Source organism: Pseudonocardia hierapolitana, assembly GCF_007994075.1.
GTDB lineage: Bacteria > Actinomycetota > Actinomycetes > Mycobacteriales > Pseudonocardiaceae > Pseudonocardia > Pseudonocardia hierapolitana.
Genome location: NZ_VIWU01000001.1, coordinates 6,700,532 through 6,720,187 on the forward strand (window position 1 = coordinate 6,700,532; position 19,656 = coordinate 6,720,187).

Below are 19,656 nucleotides of genomic sequence, written 5' to 3' on the forward strand. Positions count from 1 at the left end.
ACGTAGTAGATGGATGCTGCAGCGGGTCAGATGTTCGAGGAGTCGCCTGGCACGTCCGTCGGGAACACCGGCGTGCCGGGGAGCTGAGCGTCGATGGGACAGGAAAGCCCCAGGGTGTAGGCGGTCATCGACAGCGACCCGTACGCGTAGCCGTCCACCAGGACCTCGGTACCGCCGCCACCGGCGGCGCCGGCGAGGCCGGCCAGGTACAGCAGCGGAATGAAGTGGTCGGGGGTCGGCACCGCCTGCTGGTACTCGCGGTGGGCGTCCAGTGTCGCGGCCTCGGTCGGTGCATCGAGCATCACCGCCTTGGCGGCCTCGTCGAACCGCTTGGCCCAGTCGTAGCCGTCGTCGGTCATGTGACGGCTCATGCCCCTCAGGTTGTGCACCACGTTCCCGCTGGCCACGACGAGCACCCCGCGTTCCCGCAGCGGCGCCAGCTTCGCTCCCAGCTCCAGGTGGTAGTCGAACGGCTTGTTCGCGTTGATGCTCAGCTGCACGACGGGAATATCGGCGGCCGGGAACGCGTGCGTCAGCACCGACCAGGTGCCGTGGTCGATGCCCCAGGAGTCGAGGTCCGCCCCGACCCACATCGGGTGCACCACATCGCTGACCTCCTCGGCAAGCTCCGGCAGCCCCGGAGCTGGGTAGTCCACTTCGAACAACCGCTCGGGGAAGCCGAAGAAGTCATGGATGGTGCGCGGCCGGGGCATCGCGGTGACCGCGGTGGCCTGGATGTACCAGTGCGCCGAGATGACCAGGATCGCGCGGGGCCGCGCCACTGCCTGCCCGTAGGCCCGCCACGCCTGGCTGTACCGGTTCACTTCGAGCGCGTTCATCGGGTTGCCGTGACCGAAGAACGCGGCCGGCAACGGCCCCGACGACGACATCTGGCTCACGCCTCTCCTCCACCTGCACTGCGTAGGCACACACTGAATCGGGTTCCGGCCGGAAGCGCTCGACCCGACCGGAGCGCGGTTCGGAGGGACTGCCTTCCAGAACTCTCGGCCCAGGGCTCGGCGTCGTCAACGCCCTCATCGAGGGAGCGTCTCCGAGCCCGCACTGCGGGGTCAGCCGACGGTTGCGCCGAACACCGTTCCCAGCAGGACGGTCGCCATCGCCGTGCTCGACCACGATCTGTACACGACGTTCCAGCGCGGCCTAGTGCTCCCCGCCGGAGGTTCGCCAAGGGTCTCGGCGGCCCAGCTCCACGCTGGACGCAGCGGCGACCAGCCCGAGTACGCCCGGTACGAGGGCTGTCCGCCGCCACGCCCAGCGAGAAGCTGGATCCACCGATACCCCCGACGAACCTCCGGCGGGAAGCACTAGCGCCTGTTTAGAAAGTGGATCTTCGTCGTCGGCCAGCGCGTGTCGGTCGGCGGAGATGAGTGAGGCCTCCGGTAGATGGATCAACGACCAAGAAGACCATCACCACCGGAGACCTCGTGGGGACCGTACCCGCGGGTGCCCGTCATGACCTCACCGACGCGCAGTGGCAGCTGCTTGCACCCCTGCTACCTGCGGTGAGTGGGCGTGGGCGGCCCCGAACGTGGACCAGACGACAGTTGATCGACGGGATCCGGTGGCGGACCCGTGCCGGCACACCGTGGCGGGACATACCCGAGCGGTACGGGTCCTGGCAGTCGGTCTACGGCCTGTTCCGGGCCTGGCAACGTGACGGCATCTGGACCCGGATCATGGAACGCCTGCAGCAACTCGGTGACGAGGCTGGCCTGATCTGCTGGGACGTGTCGGTGGACTCCACGATCGTGCGGGCGCACCAGCACGCCGCGGGCGCCCGCCAAGACCCGGCCGGTCAAGTCGAACCACCCGGTGATGAGCCGGCCGACCACGCACTCGGCCGGTCCCGTGGCGGATGGACCACAAAGCTGCATCTGGCTTCTGAGCAGGGGCGTAAGCCGCTGTCGATGCTGCTCACCGCCGGGCATCGAGGAGACAGCCCGCAGTTCGTGCCGGTCCTGGAACGCATCCGGGTCCTGCGGCCCGGGCAGGGGCGGCCCCGGACCCGACCGGACCGGGTACTGGCCGACAAGGCCTACTCATCCTGGGCCAACCGCGCCTACCTACGCCGACGCGGTATCCGCGCGACTATCCCGATCAAGCGCGACCAGCAGGCCCACCGGCGTAAGCGTGGATCACGTGGTGGACGGCCTCCACGGTTCGACCCCGACATCTACCGCCAGCGGCATGCCGTTGAGTGCAGCATCAACCTGCACAAACAGCACCGAGGGTTCGCCACCCGCTACGACAAGCTCGCCCTGCGCTTCGAAGCCACCACCCAGATCGTAGAGATCAACATCTGGCTCCGCCGATTAGTAAACACGCGCTAGTGCCTGGCTCGGTTGGGTGGGCCTGCACGTGGTCTCGGGCTAGCGGTCCACCGTGAAGTCACGCTCCGGCCAGCCGAGCAGCCTCGCCCCGAGCACCGCGGCGTGGATGGTGAAACGTTGCGCCGGGTCGGTGGGGTCGTATCCGGTGAGGGTCTTGATCCGGTCGAGGCGGTAGGTGACGGCGCGGACGGACAAGTGCAGTCGGCGCGCCGTCTCCGTGGTGACGCTGCCCGTGGCGAAGTAGGCGTCGAGGGTCGTGAGAAGGGGTTCGGCCCCGCCGCGCGCACGCACCAGCTGGCCCAGTACGGACTGGACCAGGTCGGCGATCGCGGGCTGGTCGCGGAGCAGCACCCGGTAGATGAGCAGTTGCTCGGCCTGGATCAGCGGGCTGTCGAGGCGCAATCGCACGGCCATCGTGAGGCCCTCGCGGGCTTCCTCGTAGGACCGGGCAATCCCGTAGGACCCGAGATAGGGGCGACCGACGGTGACCCGCCACGGCCCTCCGCGGGAGTGCTCGAGCTCCTTGAGCAGGAGATCGCCGAGCGTCTTCGGCCCGGTTCGCGCCCCGGGAACGTCCGTGTCGGCCGGGGTGATGGCAACGATCCAGCCGTCCTTCGTGGCGACCAGGACGTCGCGGTCGCCCGCCCAGTGCACAACGGCGCGCTCGAGTGAGCTGATCGTCGCTTCGGTCTCGGTGAGCCGGCCCGCCGGTGCGGCCAGCGCGACCTGGTGCTGACGGGTCATGTCGAGGCCGAAGGGCTCTGCGCGCTCCACGAGCCGGCCGACGTCGGCGTCACCGCGCAGGAGGTCCTCGATGAACTCGCGTCGCAGGGTCTCCTCCCACCGCACCATCTGCCGGCGGGCGTCGGTGTACGCCTCGACCAGGCGCGCGACGGCCTCGTCGACCACGTGCAGCACGGCGGCGGCCGCGGTACGCACGACCTCGCTGTCGCGGGAGCGGACGACCGCGGGAAGGTGCTGCCACAGCTGCTGCGCTGCCGACAGGTAGAGCTGTACGACGCTGCCTGCCGAGACTCCCAGCTCCGCGGCCCGCCGACCCAGAAGCCCCACGGCATCGAGCTCGACGGCATCGGGCTTTCGACCGGACACCGCGGCCTCGGCGAGGAGCGGGAGGTAGTCGCCGAGGAGCTCGATCGGAACGTTCCCCACCTCGCGACCCGCGCCTCGGGCGACGTCTGCCAACCACGAGTCGCTCGCAGTGCGGAGATCGCTCCCGGCCCGAGCCCGCTGCGGGGTGCCGCTGTCGGTCACGGCGCTCCTCCGACCACACGCTGCCGGGCCGGCGACACCCGTCGACGATCCACGAAGCCGCCACCTTCCGCGCCGGCGCGAACGCTGCCGGTCCTCGGCAACCTACTCCTCGGTGCCTGCCGCTGCCCCCGGCCGCCGGGGGCCTGCGGTCGGGGATCAGCCGCGGCCGGGGATCCGGATGCCGTACTGCGCGATCTTGCGGTAGATCGTCGCCCGGCTCATGCCCAGCTCGGCGGCCGCCCGGCCCACGGTGGTGCCCGGCTCGACCAGGCAGCGCACGATCTCGTCGCGCTCGATCGTCTCGATCCGGGTGAGGCGGCGGGTGGCGCCGCTGAACACCTCGGCCGGGAGGTGGCGGGGGTCGACCACGTCACCGCGGGTCACCGCCTCGCGGACGACGCGCTGCAGCTGCGTCGCGTTGCCCGGCCAGTGGTAGGTCGTCAGCGCCCGGGCGGCGTCGGGGGAGAACCGGACGTCGCGACCCCGGGCGCGGCGGGCGAACCAGCGCGCGAGCGGCAGCACGTCGTCGGGCCGGTAGCGCAGCGGGGGCACCTCGACCACCTCGTCCACGAGCTGCTGCAGCGCGGCCGGGATGGCGGCCGGGTCCTCGGCGGTGAGGGCGAAGGCGCGCCGCCCGACCCGCTCGAGGATCGCGGCGAGCTCCGCGGCGGCCCAGGAGGAGAGCGTGTCGACGCGGCCGACGACCACGCTCGTGCTCTCCTTGCCCAGCTCGGGCGTCCACAGGGCGAGCCAGGACTCGGAGTCACCGGGGGCGGGCGGACGGGCGGTCAGCAGCCGGTCGTGCGGGCGGACCCGGCGGTGGGCCGCGGCGAGCAGGGCCGCCTTACCGGCGCCCGGCTCGCCGACGACCGCGACGCCGCGCCCCGCCTGCAACGCCGCCACGACCGTGTCCAGGGGGTCCCGCCAGGCCGCGGACAGGGCGGGCGAGGGCTCGTCCGGCTCGGCCGGGGCGACCCGGAACACCTCACCGCGGGGAGCCGGCCGCGGCCGGGCGCCGCGCGAGCGGGCCTGCACCAGGGCAGCGGTGTGGCCCGCCGCCATCTGGGCGAGCGCGAGCAGCAGGTTGTCCGCCTGCCGCGACCACGTCGTGAGGTTCACGCTGCCGAGCAGCTGTCCGGTCGCCAGGTCCGCCACCGGCACCGCGGCGCAGGTGTAGCCCCACAGGCCGGTGCAGTAGTGCTCGTCGGCCCGCACGAGTGACGGCGCGCGGTCGGCGAGGGCGAGGCCCAGCCCGTTGGTGCCTGCCTCCCGCTCGGAGAACGCGAAGCCGGGCGCGAGGTACACGCGGTCGAGGGCCCGCAGCAGGGTCGTGTCGTTGCACATCCGGCTCAGCACCAGGCCCGCGCTGTCGGTGAGCATCAGGCTCACGGGCTCGTCGGCGAGCGTGGCGTGCAGCCCGCGCAACACCTCCTGCCCGCACTCGAAGAAGAGCGAGCCGTCGTCGACCTGGCCGGCGAAGACCGGGTTCACCGCGTCCAGGGACACCCCGTAGCCCGCGCTGCGGCGCCAGGACGCGGTGAGCCGCGACGAGACCGGGACCGCTCCGCCGCGCTCCCGCGCGATGAGCTCGCGCTCGGCGAGCTGCGCCTCTCCGTCCACCGGACACCTCCTCGCACGCTTCGCTGCGTCCTCGAACTGTGACACAACGGTGTCGGGGCGTCGCCGTGATGTGGTCTCAGATTGAGACGCTCCCGGGCCCGCACCGGGCTGCCGGCTGTCTAGCGTCCCCGGCCATCGCGGACCACCACACCTGCCGCGGGACGAGGAGACAACGATGTACTCGAAGGACGGCGAGAACTACTTCATCGTGGACGCGCACATCGCGCTCTGGGACGCGCGTCCGCAGAACCAGCGCAACATCCACGGCAAGCAGTTCATCGACTGCTTCTACGACTACCACCGCAACCTCAGCCCCGACTCCGAGGTGTGGCCCTACGAGGAGTACCTCCACCAGGGCGCCGACCGGCTCGTGCACGATCTGTTCGAGGTCGGGTACGTCGACCACGCGATCTTCCAGCCGGCCTTCCTCGGCGAGTTCTACCGGAACGGATTCGGCCAGACCGAGGAGGCGTCGGCGCTCGCGAAGGCGCACCCGGAGAAGCTGACCTACAACCACTTCTGGGATCCCCGCAATGGCGAGGAGGGCCTGAAGCAGCTCCGCGAGGACGCGGCGCGGTTCGGGCTCAAGGGCGTGAAGCTCTACACCGCCGAGTGGTACGGCCAGTCCCGCGGCTGGAAGCTCGACGACCCGTGGTCGTACCGCTACCTGGAGGCGGCGCAGGAGCTGGGCATCCGCAACATCCACATCCACAAGGGCCCGACGATCCGCCCGCTGGACCGCGACGCGTTCGACGTCGCCGACGTCGACAAGGTCGCCACCGACTTCCCGGAGATGAACTTCGTCATCGAGCACTGCGGCCTGCCGCGGCTCGAGGACTTCTGCTGGATCGCCACCCAGGAGCCCAACGTGCACGCCGGCCTGGCCGTGGCGATCCCGTTCATCCACACCCGCCCGAAGTACTTCGCGCAGATCATCGGCGAGCTCCTGTACTGGCTCGACGAGGACCGCATCCAGTTCTCCAGCGACTACGCGCTCTGGACGCCGCGCTGGCTGATCGAGAAGTTCGTCGACTTCCAGATCCCCGAGGACATGACCGAGTACGCGCCGCTCACCACCGCGCAGAAGAAGAAGATCCTCGGACTGAACGCCGCCGCGATGTACGACATCCCGGTTCCCGCCGAGCTGCAGCTCCCCCGCGCGGAGCCGCAGGCCGTGGCGGTGGCCTGAGCATGCCCACCCCCGAACAGGACGCGCTCCGGGCGCTCGGCACGGTCGTCGACCCGGAGCTGGACGAGCCGATCACCGACCTCGGCTTCGTCCGCTCGCTCGATGTCGACGGCGACCGCGTCACGGTGCACCTGCGCCTGCCCACGTCCTTCTGCTCGCCGAACTTCGCCTACCTCATGGCCTCGGACGCCAAGGACGCGCTCGTGTCGCTGCACTGGACCCGCCGGGTCACGGTGGAGCTGGACGACCACCACGACTCCGACCTGATCAACCGCGGACTGGCCGCCGACGCGGGCTACCGGGGCACGTTCACCCACGAGGCCGAGGAGAGCCTGGACGAGCTGCGCGAGACGTTCCGGCGCAAGGCGCACACCGCTGCGATGGAGCGGGTGCTGACCCGGCTCATGCGGGCCGACCCCCATCGGACGGAGGCCGACCTGCACCGGGTGACGATCGGCGACCTCCCCGCCGACGACGCGACCGCGGCGCTGCTGCGCCGGCGCGCGGCCATCGGACTGGGGCACGACCCCGTCCTCCCGGTCCTGGTCGACTCCGATGGGACCCCTTACCGGCCCGACGAGGTGCCGCTGCGGCTGCGGATGGCCCGGTCCACCCGGATCTCGCTCGAGGGCAACGCCCACTTCTGCCGTGGCCTGCTGGCCACCCGCTACGACCTGGAGGAGACAGCATCGTGAAGGCCGTGCAGGTGGTCGGGTACCACCGCGACCTCGAGATGACCGACGTGGCCGAGCCGACCGTCGTCGAGCCGTTCGACGTGATCGTGAAGATCGGCGGTGCCGGGGTGTGCCGCACGGACCTGCACATCCTCGAGGGGCAGTGGGAGGAGAAGTCCGGCGTCGCGCTGCCCTACACGATCGGGCACGAGAACGCCGGCTGGGTGCACGCCGTCGGGAGCGCGGTGACCAACGTGCGCGAGGGCGACAAGGTCATCGTGCACCCGCTGATCACCTGCGGGCTGTGCCGCGCCTGCCGCTCCGGCGACGACGTGCACTGCACGCAGTCGCAGTTCCCGGGCATTGACACGAACGGCGGATACGCCGAGTACCTGCGGACCTCCGCCCGCAGCGTCGTCAAGCTCGACGACTCCCTGGAGCCGGCCGCCGTCGCCGCCCTCGCCGACGCGGGCCTCACCGCGTACCACGCGGCGGCCAAGGCGGCCCGGCGGCTCGGTCCGCGCGACACCTGCGTCGTGATCGGCGCCGGCGGTCTGGGGCACATCGGCATCCAGGTGCTCAAGGCCCTGACACCGGCGCGGATCGTGGTCCTGGACCGCAACCCGGAGGCGGTGAAACTGGCCGAGTCGATCGGGGCGGACGAGGGCGTGGTGGCCGACGGCGGGCACGTCGACCACGTCCTCGGGCTCACCGACGGCGCGGGCGCCGAGGTCGTGGTCGACTTCGTCGGCGAGGGCGGCAGCACCTCCGAGGGCCTGCGGATGACCAGGCAGGCAGGTGACTACCACGTGGTCGGCTACGGAGAGAACGTCGACGTCCCGACGATCGAGCTGATCTCCGGTGAGAAGAACATCGTGGGCAACCTGGTCGGCAGCTACAACGACCTGTGCGACCTCATGGAGCTCGCCGCTCGGGGCCTGGTCACGCTGCACACCGCGCGGTACCGGCTGGACGACTTCCAGCAGGCGATCGACGATCTCGCGGCCGGCCGGGTCCGCGGACGCGCGATCCTCGTGCCCTGAGCGGGGCAGCCGGCGGCCTCAGGACAGCAGATCGGTCTCGGCCAGCACCGCGGCGAAGTCGTCCCACAGTTGCGGTGCGGCGCAGATGGTCAGCTCCGGCGTCGCTTCCCCGTCCGGACCGGTGAGGACGAGGCCGGCCTGGGAGGCGAGGAACAGTCCGGCGGCGACGTCCCACGGGTGCGTGCCGATGACGACGCCGACGTCGAGGCGCCCGACGGCGAGGTAGGCGAGCTCGAGGGCAGCGGGCAGCCTCCGGACGTCGCCGACGCGCGGCAGGAGCGTGGCGAGGACCGGGCCGATCCGTTGTTTCGTGGCAGGGGAGGGGTTGTAGCTGACTCCTGCGAGGGCCTCGGTCAAGCGGGTGGCGCGCCTCGCGGTGACCGCGTGCCCGCCGAGCCGGGGCGGATGCGCGGCCACCGCGGTGAACGTCTCGCCCGCAACCGGGTCGTGCACGACGCCGAGCCGTGTGCTGTCGCCCTCCTGCAGGGCGATCGAGACGGACCACGGCCCGGTGCCCGAGATGTAGTTGCGGGTGCCGTCGAGCGGGTCGATGACCCAGCTCCACCCGGTGGTCCCCGCCCGGGACGTGCCTTCCTCGCCGAGCAGCCCGTCATCGGGGCACGCCCGCAGCAGGCCGTCGACGAGCAGCTGCTCACTCGCGAGGTCGACGTCGGAGACCAGGTCGTTGGCGTGGGCCTTGGCGCCCTGGACGACGAGCGCGGCCCGGCGCTCGAGCTGCAGCCGCCCCGCCCGGTGGGCCAGGCCGACGGCGACGTCCAGCAACGCGTCCAGATCGCGGTTCACGCTGCGCCCTTCGTGGTGGGGTCCGGCAGATCATGGTGCCAGAGGCGAGCCGGTCAGCGGCCGATCAGGTCCTGCCAGTAGCTGTCCGCGCCCTGCAGGTGGGCGTCGAGCAGCGCCACCGCGCGCTCCTCGTCGCGCTCGACGACCGCCTCGAAGATCTTCTGGTGCTCGGTGAACGACTGCTTGCGGCGGTCGAGGCCGCGGAAGAAGAACTCCCGGCGCCGCTGCGTCATGAGGTAGAAGATGTTGACCAGCCGCAGGAGCACCGTGTTCTGGGTGGCCTTGACCAGTCCGCAGTGGAAGACCCGGTCCAGCTCGGCGAACGGGCCGTCGCTCGCGATCGCCTCCTCCCAGTCGCCGAGGCAGGCGCGCAGCTCGGCGATGTTCTCCGCGCTGTGCCGGCGGCACGCGAGCCGGATGGCCTCCAGTTCCTGGATGCGGTGCACCTCGATGATCTGGCCGACCTCGTCGCGCGAGAGCGGGATGCCGACCTCCGCGAACAGCCGCAGCGTCTCGATGCTGGCCGACTCGGGCGTCAGGTAGATGCCGGACTTCGGCCGGCGCTCGATCAGCCGGAGCGCCTCGAGGACCGACAGGGCTTCGCGGACCTGCGGTCGGCCGGCCTGGAACCGTTCTGCGAGCTCCCGCTCGGACGGCGCGCGCTCGTTGGGGCCGTAGTCGCGCGAGAGCAGGAACGAGACGAGCTCCGCCACCAGCACGTGCTGTTCCTTCACGCGGACTCCTCTGACATCTGGCCTTCCAATCTGGTCTGTCCAGATGCTAGCGTCGGGCCGGTCCGCGGCCGTCCCGGCGCCGCTCTCATCGTCGAGGGAGAGAAGTACAGATGTCCGATGCGCTCGACCCGTCCGTGCTCGATGCGCTCAAGAAGTACGACGCTCCGACCCTGTCCAACGCGATCGAGCTGTTCGACGTCCGCCCTCGCGACGAGGGCTACATGAGCCACGACATCCGGTGCCAGTTCCCCGATCTCGGCGTCATGGTGGGCTACGCGGCCACCGCGACGATGCGGGCGCGCGGCGCGAGCGAGGGGTACTCGCCCGACGCACTGGCCGCACACGTGCAGGCGGTCCCGGGACCGCGGATCGTGGTCGTCCAGGACCTCGACGAGCGGCCCGCGCACGGCGCCCTGTGGGGCGAGGTCATGGCCACGACGTTCACCGCCCTCGGCTGCCTCGGAACGGTCACCGACGGCTCGGTGCGCGACCTGGACGAGGCGCACGCGATCGGCTTCCGCTTCTTCGCCCCCGCCGTCACCGTGTCGCACGGCTACGCCCGGGTGGAGGGCGTGGGTGAGCCGGTGCGGGTCGGCGGCATCACGGTGCGGCCCGGCGACCTGCTGCACGCCGACAAGCACGGGGTGCTGCTGATCCCGCACGAGATCGCCGCCGAGCTGCCTGCCGCGGCCGACCGCATCATCGCCGCCGAGCAGGAGCTCATCGGCTGGATCCGGTCGCCGGAGTTCGATCCGGAGCAGCTGCCCGAGCGCCGCGCGACGATGAAGGCGGCTTTCACACAGGCGTCCGAGCGTTCTCGCTGACCGGGCGCGTCCGTGACCTGTTCCTCCTCTCCTCGAGGAGAACGTGGTTCGACCGTTCTGACGATCGATCGACGCGCCACTCGTGCTTCACGCAGCCCGAGAACGTGATCCGGGGTCCTTCACCGTGCCCGACGCCGCCGGGCCCCGGTGCGCTGCAGGCGGCGCTGCGGCAGATCCAGGAGCAGCTCGAGCTGTTCGAGGTGGGATGAGCCGGACGACGAAGGAGAACCGACCGTGAAGATCGCAGCCGTTCGCTGCGTGGAGTACAGCGGGACCCTCGATCACCCGGGCGCGTTCTGGGAGGAGCGCCTGATCCGCCCGGTCGACATCTATCCGCAGTTCCAGGCCGAGGGACCGTGGTTCCTGCCGCGGGCCGGCTCCGGCTCCTACCGCATGACCTCGGTGTTCGTGCACATCGAGACCGACGTGGGCGTCACCGGCACGGCAGGCCCGATCACGCGCGAGCAGGCCCACGTCATCGAGACGGGTTTCGCGCCGCTGCTGATGAGCCAGGACCCGCTCGCCACGGAGTACCTGTGGGACGTCATGTACCGCCACGCGGTGCACGGCCGCAAGGGCGTGGAGATGCTGGCGATCAGCGCGCTCGACTGCGCGCTGTGGGACCTCAAGGGCCGCCACCTCGGCGTCCCGGTGTACGTGCTGCTCGGCGGGCCGACCAGGGACTCCATCCCCGCGTACGCCTCGGCACTCGGCTACTCGCTCGAACTGGACAGAGCCCGCGAGCGGGCCGCCGAGATCGCGGGGCAGGGGTTCACCGCCACCAAGTGGTTCCCCCGGCACGGGCCGACCGACGGCAAGGCCGGGATGGCGGCGAACGTCGCGCTCGTCGCGGCGCTGCGCGAGGCCGTCGGGCCCGACGTCGACATCATGGTCGACGCCTGGATGTCCTGGGACGTGCCGTACACGCTGCAGATGGTCGACCGCCTGGCCGAGTACGCGCCGCGGTGGATCGAGGAGCCGGTGCTGCCGGACAAGCCGCAGTCCTACGCCGAGATCACCCGCCGGATGCGCACCGGGATCCTGGTGTCCGGCGCCGAGCACGAGTACACGCGCTGGGGCATCCACCAGCTCATGGCCGCGGGCGCCATGCACATCTACCAGCCCGACACGTACTGGGCGGGCGGCATCAGCGAGATGCTCAAGATCGCGGCGCTGGCGAGCGCGTACGACGTGCAGCTGATCCCGCACGGCCACTCGGTGCCCGCCAACACGCACTTCAGCTTCGCCCAGCCGGTGACGCTCACGCCGATGGTGGAGTACCTGCTGAAGTGGAACGTCATCCACCAGTGGTTCCTCGCCCACCCCGTCCACCCGGTGGACGGGAAGGTGACACCGCCGACGGAGCCCGGCCTGGGCATGGACCTGGACGTGAACAAGATCGAGAGCAAGCGGGAGCTGACCTTCGCGTGAATGCCGACCAGGGAGGACAGATGGGTAGGACACTGCGGGAGCTGTGGGACGGCGGCGAGGCGACGATCGGCGGCTGGTGCTCGATCCCCAGCTCGTTCTCGGCGGAGATGATGGGCCGCTGCGGCTTCGACTGGGTCTGCATCGACACCCAGCACGGCGTGATCGGCTACGACGAGATGATGCCGATGCTGCAGGCGCTGTCGATCACTCGGACGCCCGCGTTCGTGCGGGTGCCGTGGAACCAGCCCGACCACATCATGAAGGCCCTCGATGCCGGCGCGCAGGGCGTGATCGTGCCGATGGTGAGCACCGTCGAGGACGCGAAGGCGGCGGTCGCGGCCGCGAAGTACCCGCCGATGGGCATGCGCAGCTGGGGCCCGATCCGGGCCGCGCTCGACGTGCCGGACTACAGCCCCGAGTCGGCCAACCGGCGCACGATCGTCGCAGTCATGATCGAGACACCCGGCGGGGTGGAGAACCTCGAGGAGATCCTGCAGGTCCCCGGCGTCGACGCGGTGTACGTCGGCCCGTCCGACCTCGCGCTCGGCCACGGCATGACGCCCACGCTGAAGGTCGAGAACCCCGAGCACGAGAAGCTGATCGACCGGATCGTCGACACCTGCCGGCGGCACGGGGTCGTCGCGGGCATCCACTGCGACAGCGTCGAGACCGTGCGCCGCTGGCACGCCCGCGGCTACGGGATGTTCACCGTCGGCTCGGACGCCGCGTTGATGCGCTCGGCGGCGACGGCGGTGGTGGCGCAGGCGTTCGAGGGCGGCCGGGAGATCAAGGTCCCGGCGACGGGGCAGTACGCATGACTCGCGTCCTCGTCTCGCAGGAGATCCTCGAGGAGGCCCTCGAGGAGTTCGACGGCACCGGCATCGAGGTGGACCTGCGCCGCGACCACCGGCCGCTGCCCGCCGCCGAGCTGCGGGCGGCGGCCGCGGACTACGACGGGCTGATCTGCCTGCTCACCGACCGGATCGATGCGGAGTTCCTCGCGGCGTGCCCGCGGTTGCGGGTGGTCGCCAACGTCGCCGTCGGCTTCGACAACATCGACGTGGCAGCGGCGACCCGCGCGGGGGTGGCGGTCACCAACACCCCGCGCGTGCTCACCGACGCCACCGCCGACCTGGCGTTCACGCTGCTGCTGTCCACCGCCCGCCGGGTGCCGGAGGGGGACGCGTTCCTGCGGGCGGGGAAGTACACGCACTGGCGGATCAAGCAGGAACAGATGGGCGTGGACGTCTTCGGAGCCACGCTGGGGCTGTTCGGGCTGGGCCAGATCGGGCGGGCCGTGGCGCGACGGGCCCGCGGCTTCGACATGACCGTGCTGTACCACGACGTGCAGCGGTTGCCGGCCGAGGACGAGCGCACGCTCGGCGTGACGTACGTGGAATTCGACGAGCTCCTGGCCCGCAGCGACTTCGTGTCGGTGCACTCGCCGCTCACCGACTCGACGCGCCACCGGTTCGACGCCGCGGCGTTCGCGAAGATGAAGCCGAGTGCGATGCTGATCAACACCGCGCGCGGCCCGATCGTCGACGAGGCGGCGCTGGCCGCCGCGCTGCGCGACGGCGTGATCGCCGGGGCGGGCCTGGACGTCTTCGAACGCGAACCCGAGGTGGACCCGCAGCTGCTGCAGCTGCGCGAGCGCGTGGTGCTGCTGCCGCACCTGGGCAGCGCCACCGGAACCACCCGCCGGGAGATGTGCCGGATGGCTGCCCGCAACGTCCGCGACGCGCTGTCCGGCAAGCGGCCGGAGAACCTGGTGAACCCCGAGGTCGCCGATCGGATCGCGGCGCCGGGGGAGCGTCCATGACCAGCAAGGAGACATCCGTCTCCCGATACCCATGGGGGTCTTCGTGAGCACGCCGGATCGGGTCGAGATCGCCGTCATCGGCAGGCAACGCCCTGCCGTGCTCGAAGCGCTCGGCGCCGAGTTCACCCTGCACGAGGTCGCATCGCTCGACGACATCGCGGGCTCGCTGGGGCCCGCGGCCGAGCGCGTCCGGGGCGCGCTGTCGAACCCGATGATCGGGCTGTCGGCGGCGATGATGGACGCGTTGCCGAAGCTGGAGATCACGACGTTGTTCGGGGTCGGGCTCGAGCGCACCGACCTCGCGGCCGCCCGCGAACGCGGCATCGTCGTCACCACCACCCCGGTGCTGTACGAGGACGTCGCCGACACCGCCGTGGTGCTGGCGATGGACGTCTCCCGCCGGATCACGGCGGGCGACCGCTGGGTGCGCGCCGGGCACTGGGCGGCAGGCGGCGCGGCCGCGTCCGGCAGGCGGTTCTCCGGCAAGCGCGCGGGGATCCTCGGCATGGGCCGGATCGGCCGGATGCTCGCCAAGCGGCTCGAGGCGTTCGACATGCAGATCGCCTACTACGACCCGCGCCCGGCGCCCGACGTGGAGTACCGGCTGCACCGCACCGGCGTCGAGCTCGCGCGCGAGTCGGACTTCCTGTTCCTGTGCGCGGCGGGCGGGCCGGGCGTCGGCCACGTCGTCGACGCCGAGACCCTCGCGGCGCTCGGCCCGGAGGGCGTGTTCGTCAACGTCGCCCGGGGCTGGCTCGTCGACGAGCAGGCGCTGGTCGACGCCGTCACGAACGGCACGATCGGCGGCGCGGGCCTCGACGTTTTCGACGACGAGCCGAACGTCCCGCAGCCGCTGGTCGAGGCCGACAACGTCGTGCTCGTGCCGCACATCGCGAGCAACACGTTCGAGACCCGCAGCGACATGGACCAGTGCGTGATCGACAACATCCGCTCGTGGTTCTCGACGGGCAAGGCCATCACCCCCGTCCCGTCGTGAAGCCGGCGGCGACACGGGAGGTCGGACGCACCGGGGTCGAGGTCACGCAGCTCGGCTTCGGCGGGGGCGCGCTCAAGCCGCCCCGGTCCGAGTACCGGGAGGAGGACGGGGTGGCCGCCCTCGACGCGGCCTGGGCGGGCGGCGTCCGCTACTACGACACCGCCCCGTTCTACGGGCGGGGGATCAGCGAACAGCGGCTGGGCCGCTATCTCGGCGGACGCTGCTCCGGCGGCCAGGGCGACGAGCCGTTCGTCCTCTCGACGAAGGTCGGGCGCCTGATCCGCCCGGCCCGCTCGGTGCAGCGCCCGTCGGCCCGGATCGCGATGGGCGACCGCGCGACCTGGGAGGTGCACTACGACTACAGCCGCGACGGCGTCCTCCGTTCGCTGGAGGACTCCATCCAGCGGCTGGGCGTCTCCGCGGTCGACCTGGTGCTCGTGCACGACCTGGACACGGTCCACCTCGCGCCGCAGGCGCGGATGGAGGCCCACACCGACGACCTCCTGCGGTCGGGCTGGGCGGCACTGCAGGACCTCAAGGCGCAGGGCGTGATCCGCGGCGTCGGCTTCGGCATCAACGAGATCGGGCTGGTGTCGCACTGGCTGGACCGGTTCGACCCGGACGTGTTCCTCGTCGCGGGCCCGTACACGCTGATGGAGCAGGGCGGCCTGGCGGAGCTCGACCGGTGCGCCGAGCGCGGGGTCGGCGTCGTGATCGGCCAGCCGTTCGCCTCGGGGATCCTCGCCACCGGCCCGGCCGCCGGCGCGACCTACTACTACCGGGAGGCGGGCGAGCAGGAGCGGGAACGGGCCCGCCGCCTGCAGGAGGTCTGCGCCTCGTTTGACGTGCCGCTGCCCGCGGCCGCGCTGCAGTTCCCGCTCGGGCACCCGGCCGTCGCCGCCGTGATCCCCGGGGTGAAGAACGCCGACGAGGCGCAGTCATGCCTCGACGCCTTCTCCCGCGAGGTCCCGACGCAGCTGTGGACCGCGCTCCGGGACGAGGGCCTGCTGGCCCCCGACGCCCCCACGCCGGCATGACGGCGGCAGCGCGCACCCGGGCCTGGTCGTTCGCCGACGCGGCGGGCGTGCCGCTCGGCGAGGGCGAGGTGCTGCTGTGGTGGCTGGGGCAGGCCGGGTTCCTGCTCCGCGGCCCAGGCGCGACGGTTCTGGTCGACCCCTACCTGACCCCGGGCGGGGCGCGCCGGTTCCCGCCGCCGTTCCCCGCGGCCGACGCGGCCGGGGTGGACGCCGTCCTGGTGACGCACGAGCACGGCGACCACCTCGACGTCGACGTCGCCCGCGCCTTCGCCGAGGCCGGATCGGAGGCCCGGTGGGTGGTGCCGGAGCCGGTGGCCGACCGGCTCGAGTCGCTCGGGATCCGCCGTGAGCTGATCGAACCGGCCCAGCCCGGCCAGCCGGTCACGATCGGATCGGTACGGGTCGACCCGCTCGCAGCGCACCACGGTGTCGACATGGCGGACGCCTACGGCACCGGCGCGGCGCTGTCCGGCGGGCTGGTGCGCTTCCTCGGCTACGTCCTCGACCTCGCCGGCACGCGCATCTACCACTCCGGCGACTGCCTGGCCTACCCCGGCCTGGCGGAGGAGCTCGCCCGGCTGGAGGCGCACGTCGTGCTGCTGCCCGTCAACGGCCGCGACGCCGAGCGCGAGGCGCGCGGCATCGTCGGCAACATGTCCGCCGAGGAGGCGGTCGAGCTCGCCGTGCGCGCGGGAGCCGAGGTGCTCGTCCCGATGCACTGGGACATGTTCGAGGGCAACCCGGGCCACCCCTCGCGCGCGGTCGCGCTGGCCGAACGCGACCACCCGGAGCTGACCGTGCTCGTTCCGAGCAAGGCACGCCCGATCGGGCTCCGCCGGTTCGGGCAGGGAGCGGCCTGATGCGCGCGCTCAGCGTCCACCAGCACGAGCACGGCGGCACCCTCGTGCTCGACGACGTCCCCGAACCCGCGCCGGATGACGGCGACCTCCTCGTGGAGGCCGTCGCCCTGGGCGTGTGCGGGACGGACCGCGAGATCGTCGCGAAGGGGCCTCGGCAGATCCCGGCGGGCCGTACGGGGCTCATCCTCGGCCACGAGTCACTGGGCCGGGTGCTGGAAGCACCTCCCGGGTCGCCCGTCACGGCGGGCGACCTCGTGGTCGGCATCGTGCGCCGCCCCGACCCGGTTCCGTGCGCCTCCTGCGCCGCGGGCCAGTTCGACCTCTGCGAGAACGGCCGGTTCACCGAGCGCGGGATCCTCGGCCGGGACGGGTTCGGCTCCGAACGGTTCCGGCTCGAACCCGACTACGCCGTGCGGGTTGACCCCGCCCTCGACCTGGCCGGTGTGCTGCTCGAGCCCACCAGCGTGGTCGCGAAGGCCTGGGAGCTGCTCGACCACCACGCGGTGCGGCGACCCCGGCGACGGGCCCTGATCCTGGGGGCCGGCCCGATCGGTCTCCTCGCCGCCTTCCTCGCCGTGCAGCGCGACCTGGACGTCCACGTCGTGGACCGGCTGGCACACGGTCCGAAGCCGCGGCAGGTTCGCGCTCTGGGCGCCACCTACCACTCCTCACCCGAATCCGCGCGCGGCACGTTCGACGCCGTCGTGGAGTGCAGCGGCGCCCTCCTCGCCGAGGCCGTCGAGCGCACCGCACCCGGCGGAGCCGCCTGCCTGGTCGGCGCCGGAGACGTCCGATCGGCGGGCGCGATCAACCCCGCCGACCTGGCGCGCAGGCTGATCTCCCGGAACCGCACGCTGATCGGCACCGTCAACTCCAACCGCCGGCATTTCGAGGCGGCACACGCCGCGCTACGCCGCGCCGACCCGGCGTGGCTCGACGGGCTGTTGACCGACTGCGTGCCGCTCGAGAGCTGGCCTGCCGCGTTCGACACCGACCCCGAGCGGATCAAGGCGGTCGTCCACTTCACCGCGTGATCGACAGGACGTCTTCGCGTCGGCGCACCGTTCCCGGCCGAGCGGTCGCACCACGATCGGTCCCGGCAGCACCGCAGTGCGGTTTCGAGGGCGCTGGTGTCCTGCTCGGCGCGGGCTGCGCCGCTCGTCATGCCGCTGGTACGCCCTTCGCCCTGGGCACCCGGCCCAGCCGCGGCTGCAGGACCGGTGCGTGGTCGGCCAGGAAGGCCCACAGCTGGTCGCCGACCGGCCCGTGCGGCCGGTCGCGCCTGCGCGCCGCCGCGAGGTCCTCGACCACTCCGGGGAAATGCCGGCCTGCGATGGACAGCAGGCGCCCGTCGCGCAACTCCGCCTCGATCATGAACCGGGGCAGGTGCCCCCACGCCATGCCGTGCAGGACCAGCTCCTTCTTCATGAGGTGGTCCGGCACGGAGCACTGGGGCGCTCCCTCGACGAGGAAATGGCCCGGCTCGGCCGGGTGCCGCGCGGAGTCCCGGATCACGCACTGGGTGAAGGCCTGCATCCGTTGCGGCGTGAGGTCGGCGGACGGGGGGAACGGCAGGAATCCGGGCGCCACGACCGGCACCATCGCGACGCGCCCGAGGTCGATCCACTCCATCCGGACGTCGCTCTTGGGGACCCGGTGCACGATCAGGTCGGCCTCGTCCTCCAGCAGCCGTTCCCAGGGGCCGGTGATCGTCTCGAACTGCAGGTGCAGCCGCGTCTGCGGACGCTGCCCGAAGAAGCCGCTGAGCAGCGCCAGTACCGGCGGCAACGGGCACAGGTCCCCGAGCACGACGCGGAGCTCGGCCTCCTCGCCCATCGCCAGCTGTGCGGCGTACGTCTGCAGGTCCTCGGCCTCGTGCAGCAGGAAGCGCACCTTGCGGTGGAAGGCGCGTCCGGCCTCGGTGGGCTGCACCCGGTAGCCCGAGCGGTCGAGCAGGTCCAGTCCCAGCTGGCGCTCCAGCTTGGCCACGGCCGCGAACACCGAAGGGTGCGAGCGGTGCAGCCGCTCGGCGGCGGCCTGGAAGCCGCCGTCGCTCACGACGGCGTCGAAGCACTGCAACTCGTGGAGCGTGAAGCGGGACATTGTCGAGTCAGCCTACAGAGCACGTCTGATCTTTGTAATGGCAATCTGCAACGGCGTTCCTAGGCTGAGGGCATGAACGCTCAGCCCTCCACCTCCTCCTCCATCACCACCGGTGACGGCGTCCGCATCGCCTACCGCTTCGACGGCGAGCAGGGCTTGCCGGTGCTGTTGCTGTCGAACTCGATCGGTACCGACCTCCACATGTGGGACGGCCAGGTGCCGGCCCTCACCGAGCACTTCCGCCTGCTGCGCTACGACGCGCGCGGCCACGGCGCCTCCGACGTCCCGAGCGGCCCGTACTCGCTGGACCGGCTGGGGCGCGACGTGGTGGAGCTGCTGGACGCGCTGGGCCTGCAGCGGGTGCACGTGCTCGGTCTGTCGCTCGGCGGAATCGTCGCGCAGTGGTTGGGGATCCACGTGCCGGAGCGCATCGACCGCCTCGTGCTCTCCAACACCGCCGCGTACCTCGGCCCGCCGCAGCAGTGGGACCGGCCGATCGCCGAGCTGCTGGAGGCCCCCGACATGCGCGCCACCGCCGAGATGTTCCTGCGCAACTGGTTCCCGGCCCACATGCTGGAGGGCGACAACGAGGTCGTCGAGGGCTTCCGCCGCACGTTGCTCGCCACGCGGCGCGAGGGGGTGGCCGGCAGCTGGGCCGCGGTGCGCGACTACGACCTGCGCCGCACGGCTGCGATCATCCCCAACCCCGCACTGGTGATCGCGGGCGAGCACGACACCGTCACGTCCGCAGGCCACGGGAAGGAGCTCGCCGCCACGATTCCCGGCGCGCGGTTCACCGTGCTGCCCACGGTGCACATGGCGAACGTCGAACGGCAGGCCGAGTTCCTGGACGCCGTACTGACCTTTCTCACCGAACGGTCCTGACGGGCGCCGG

The 19,656-nt window shown here is 71.7% G+C and carries 19 protein-coding genes; 13 read left to right on the forward strand and 6 right to left on the reverse strand.

Annotated elements, in window-relative coordinates:
• Positions 1-26: 26 nt before the first annotated feature.
• Positions 27-890: a 4,5-DOPA-extradiol-dioxygenase gene (gene ygiD / locus FHX44_RS31765; RefSeq protein WP_147261618.1), complete on the reverse strand. Its 864-nt coding sequence runs from the start codon at positions 888-890 to the stop codon at positions 27-29.
• 555 nt (positions 891-1,445) lie between these two features.
• Between ygiD and FHX44_RS31770 the strand changes: the two genes are divergently transcribed.
• Entirely contained in the window at positions 1,446-2,351 is a 906-nt protein-coding gene (locus FHX44_RS31770) for an IS5 family transposase (protein ID WP_147254064.1), read from the forward strand.
• A gap of 39 nt (positions 2,352-2,390) precedes the next feature.
• Here FHX44_RS31770 and FHX44_RS31775 read toward each other — a convergent pair whose 3' ends face one another.
• The gene (locus tag FHX44_RS31775; RefSeq protein ID WP_246170702.1) at positions 2,391-3,521 is read right to left on the reverse strand and encodes a PucR family transcriptional regulator; all 1,131 of its coding nucleotides are present in this window, start codon (positions 3,519-3,521) and stop codon (positions 2,391-2,393) included.
• Positions 3,522-3,779: 258 nt separating this feature from the next.
• Entirely contained in the window at positions 3,780-5,243 is a 1,464-nt protein-coding gene (locus tag FHX44_RS31780) for an AAA-type ATPase lid domain-containing protein (RefSeq protein WP_147259145.1), read from the reverse strand.
• Between the two features lie 175 nt (positions 5,244-5,418).
• Here FHX44_RS31780 and FHX44_RS31785 point away from each other — a divergent pair, with 175 nt between their 5' ends.
• Genes FHX44_RS31785 through FHX44_RS31795 form a run of 3 tightly spaced genes read left to right on the forward strand, consistent with a single transcriptional unit; the run spans position 5,419 to position 8,149 of the window.
• Positions 5,419-6,432, forward strand: coding sequence for an amidohydrolase family protein (locus tag FHX44_RS31785; RefSeq protein WP_147259146.1), 1,014 nt, complete (start codon positions 5,419-5,421; stop codon positions 6,430-6,432).
• Positions 6,433-6,434: 2 nt separating this feature from the next.
• Positions 6,435-7,127, forward strand: a complete 693-nt coding sequence (locus FHX44_RS31790; protein ID WP_147259147.1) for an iron-sulfur cluster assembly protein — start codon at positions 6,435-6,437, stop codon at positions 7,125-7,127.
• Positions 7,124-8,149 (forward strand): NAD(P)-dependent alcohol dehydrogenase, encoded by a 1,026-nt coding sequence (locus FHX44_RS31795; protein ID WP_147259148.1) that lies wholly within the window; start codon positions 7,124-7,126, stop codon positions 8,147-8,149. The genes FHX44_RS31790 and FHX44_RS31795 overlap by 4 nt, the downstream gene beginning before the upstream one ends.
• Positions 8,150-8,167: 18 nt before the next feature.
• Here FHX44_RS31795 and FHX44_RS31800 read toward each other — a convergent pair whose 3' ends face one another.
• A complete protein-coding gene (locus FHX44_RS31800; RefSeq protein WP_147259149.1) occupies positions 8,168-8,953 on the reverse strand; it encodes an inositol monophosphatase family protein in 786 nt (261 codons plus the stop codon).
• A gap of 53 nt (positions 8,954-9,006) precedes the next feature.
• On the reverse strand, positions 9,007-9,687 hold the full coding sequence (locus tag FHX44_RS31805; protein ID WP_147259150.1) for a FadR/GntR family transcriptional regulator: 681 nt from the start codon (positions 9,685-9,687) through the stop codon (positions 9,007-9,009).
• A 110-nt stretch (positions 9,688-9,797) separates the two neighbouring features.
• On the opposite strand from FHX44_RS31805, the gene FHX44_RS31810 reads away from it, so the two are divergent.
• The 8 genes from FHX44_RS31810 (at position 9,798) to FHX44_RS31845 (ending at position 17,692) form a co-directional block, all read left to right on the forward strand.
• A complete protein-coding gene (locus FHX44_RS31810; protein WP_147259151.1) occupies positions 9,798-10,511 on the forward strand; it encodes an RraA family protein in 714 nt (237 codons plus the stop codon).
• Between the two features lie 234 nt (positions 10,512-10,745).
• Complete coding sequence (locus FHX44_RS31815) at positions 10,746-11,942, forward strand: enolase C-terminal domain-like protein (RefSeq protein ID WP_147259152.1); 1,197 nt, start codon at positions 10,746-10,748, stop codon at positions 11,940-11,942.
• Positions 11,943-11,962: 20 nt separating this feature from the next.
• Positions 11,963-12,760 carry an HpcH/HpaI aldolase family protein gene (locus tag FHX44_RS31820; RefSeq protein ID WP_147259153.1) on the forward strand — a complete coding sequence of 266 codons (798 nt, stop codon included), beginning with the start codon at positions 11,963-11,965 and terminating at the stop codon, positions 12,758-12,760.
• Complete coding sequence (locus FHX44_RS31825; RefSeq protein WP_147259154.1) at positions 12,757-13,764, forward strand: 2-hydroxyacid dehydrogenase; 1,008 nt, start codon at positions 12,757-12,759, stop codon at positions 13,762-13,764. The genes FHX44_RS31820 and FHX44_RS31825 overlap by 4 nt, the downstream gene beginning before the upstream one ends.
• A gap of 43 nt (positions 13,765-13,807) precedes the next feature.
• Positions 13,808-14,761 carry a 2-hydroxyacid dehydrogenase gene (locus tag FHX44_RS31830; protein ID WP_170309116.1) on the forward strand — a complete coding sequence of 318 codons (954 nt, stop codon included), beginning with the start codon at positions 13,808-13,810 and terminating at the stop codon, positions 14,759-14,761.
• The gene (locus FHX44_RS31835; protein WP_170309117.1) at positions 14,758-15,798 is read left to right on the forward strand and encodes an aldo/keto reductase; all 1,041 of its coding nucleotides are present in this window, start codon (positions 14,758-14,760) and stop codon (positions 15,796-15,798) included. The genes FHX44_RS31830 and FHX44_RS31835 overlap by 4 nt, the downstream gene beginning before the upstream one ends.
• Positions 15,795-16,658 (forward strand): MBL fold metallo-hydrolase, encoded by an 864-nt coding sequence (locus FHX44_RS31840; RefSeq protein WP_170309118.1) that lies wholly within the window; start codon positions 15,795-15,797, stop codon positions 16,656-16,658. The genes FHX44_RS31835 and FHX44_RS31840 overlap by 4 nt, the downstream gene beginning before the upstream one ends.
• Positions 16,658-17,692: an alcohol dehydrogenase catalytic domain-containing protein gene (locus tag FHX44_RS31845; RefSeq protein ID WP_147259158.1), complete on the forward strand. Its 1,035-nt coding sequence runs from the start codon at positions 16,658-16,660 to the stop codon at positions 17,690-17,692. Before FHX44_RS31840 ends, FHX44_RS31845 begins: the two co-directional genes overlap by 1 nt.
• Positions 17,693-17,819: 127 nt before the next feature.
• On the opposite strand, the gene FHX44_RS31850 is transcribed toward FHX44_RS31845, so the two are convergent.
• Entirely contained in the window at positions 17,820-18,761 is a 942-nt protein-coding gene (locus FHX44_RS31850; RefSeq protein ID WP_147259159.1) for a LysR family transcriptional regulator, read from the reverse strand.
• A gap of 72 nt (positions 18,762-18,833) precedes the next feature.
• Between FHX44_RS31850 and FHX44_RS31855 the strand changes: the two genes are divergently transcribed.
• On the forward strand, positions 18,834-19,646 hold the full coding sequence (locus FHX44_RS31855; RefSeq protein ID WP_147259160.1) for an alpha/beta fold hydrolase: 813 nt from the start codon (positions 18,834-18,836) through the stop codon (positions 19,644-19,646).
• Positions 19,647-19,656: the final 10 nt, after the last annotated feature.

Coding starts and splice junctions, on each gene's coding strand:
- FHX44_RS31845 (WP_147259158.1), top strand. CDS start 16,658: ATGCGCGCGCTCAGCGTCCACCAGCACGAGCACGGCGGCACCCTCGTG.
- FHX44_RS31850 (WP_147259159.1), bottom strand. CDS start 18,761: ATGTCCCGCTTCACGCTCCACGAGTTGCAGTGCTTCGACGCCGTCGTG.
- FHX44_RS31840 (WP_170309118.1), top strand. CDS start 15,795: ATGACGGCGGCAGCGCGCACCCGGGCCTGGTCGTTCGCCGACGCGGCG.
- ygiD (WP_147261618.1), bottom strand. CDS start 890: ATGTCGTCGTCGGGGCCGTTGCCGGCCGCGTTCTTCGGTCACGGCAAC.
- FHX44_RS31825 (WP_147259154.1), top strand. CDS start 12,757: ATGACTCGCGTCCTCGTCTCGCAGGAGATCCTCGAGGAGGCCCTCGAG.
- FHX44_RS31820 (WP_147259153.1), top strand. CDS start 11,963: ATGGGTAGGACACTGCGGGAGCTGTGGGACGGCGGCGAGGCGACGATC.
- FHX44_RS31855 (WP_147259160.1), top strand. CDS start 18,834: ATGAACGCTCAGCCCTCCACCTCCTCCTCCATCACCACCGGTGACGGC.
- FHX44_RS31790 (WP_147259147.1), top strand. CDS start 6,435: ATGCCCACCCCCGAACAGGACGCGCTCCGGGCGCTCGGCACGGTCGTC.
- FHX44_RS31810 (WP_147259151.1), top strand. CDS start 9,798: ATGTCCGATGCGCTCGACCCGTCCGTGCTCGATGCGCTCAAGAAGTAC.
- FHX44_RS31785 (WP_147259146.1), top strand. CDS start 5,419: ATGTACTCGAAGGACGGCGAGAACTACTTCATCGTGGACGCGCACATC.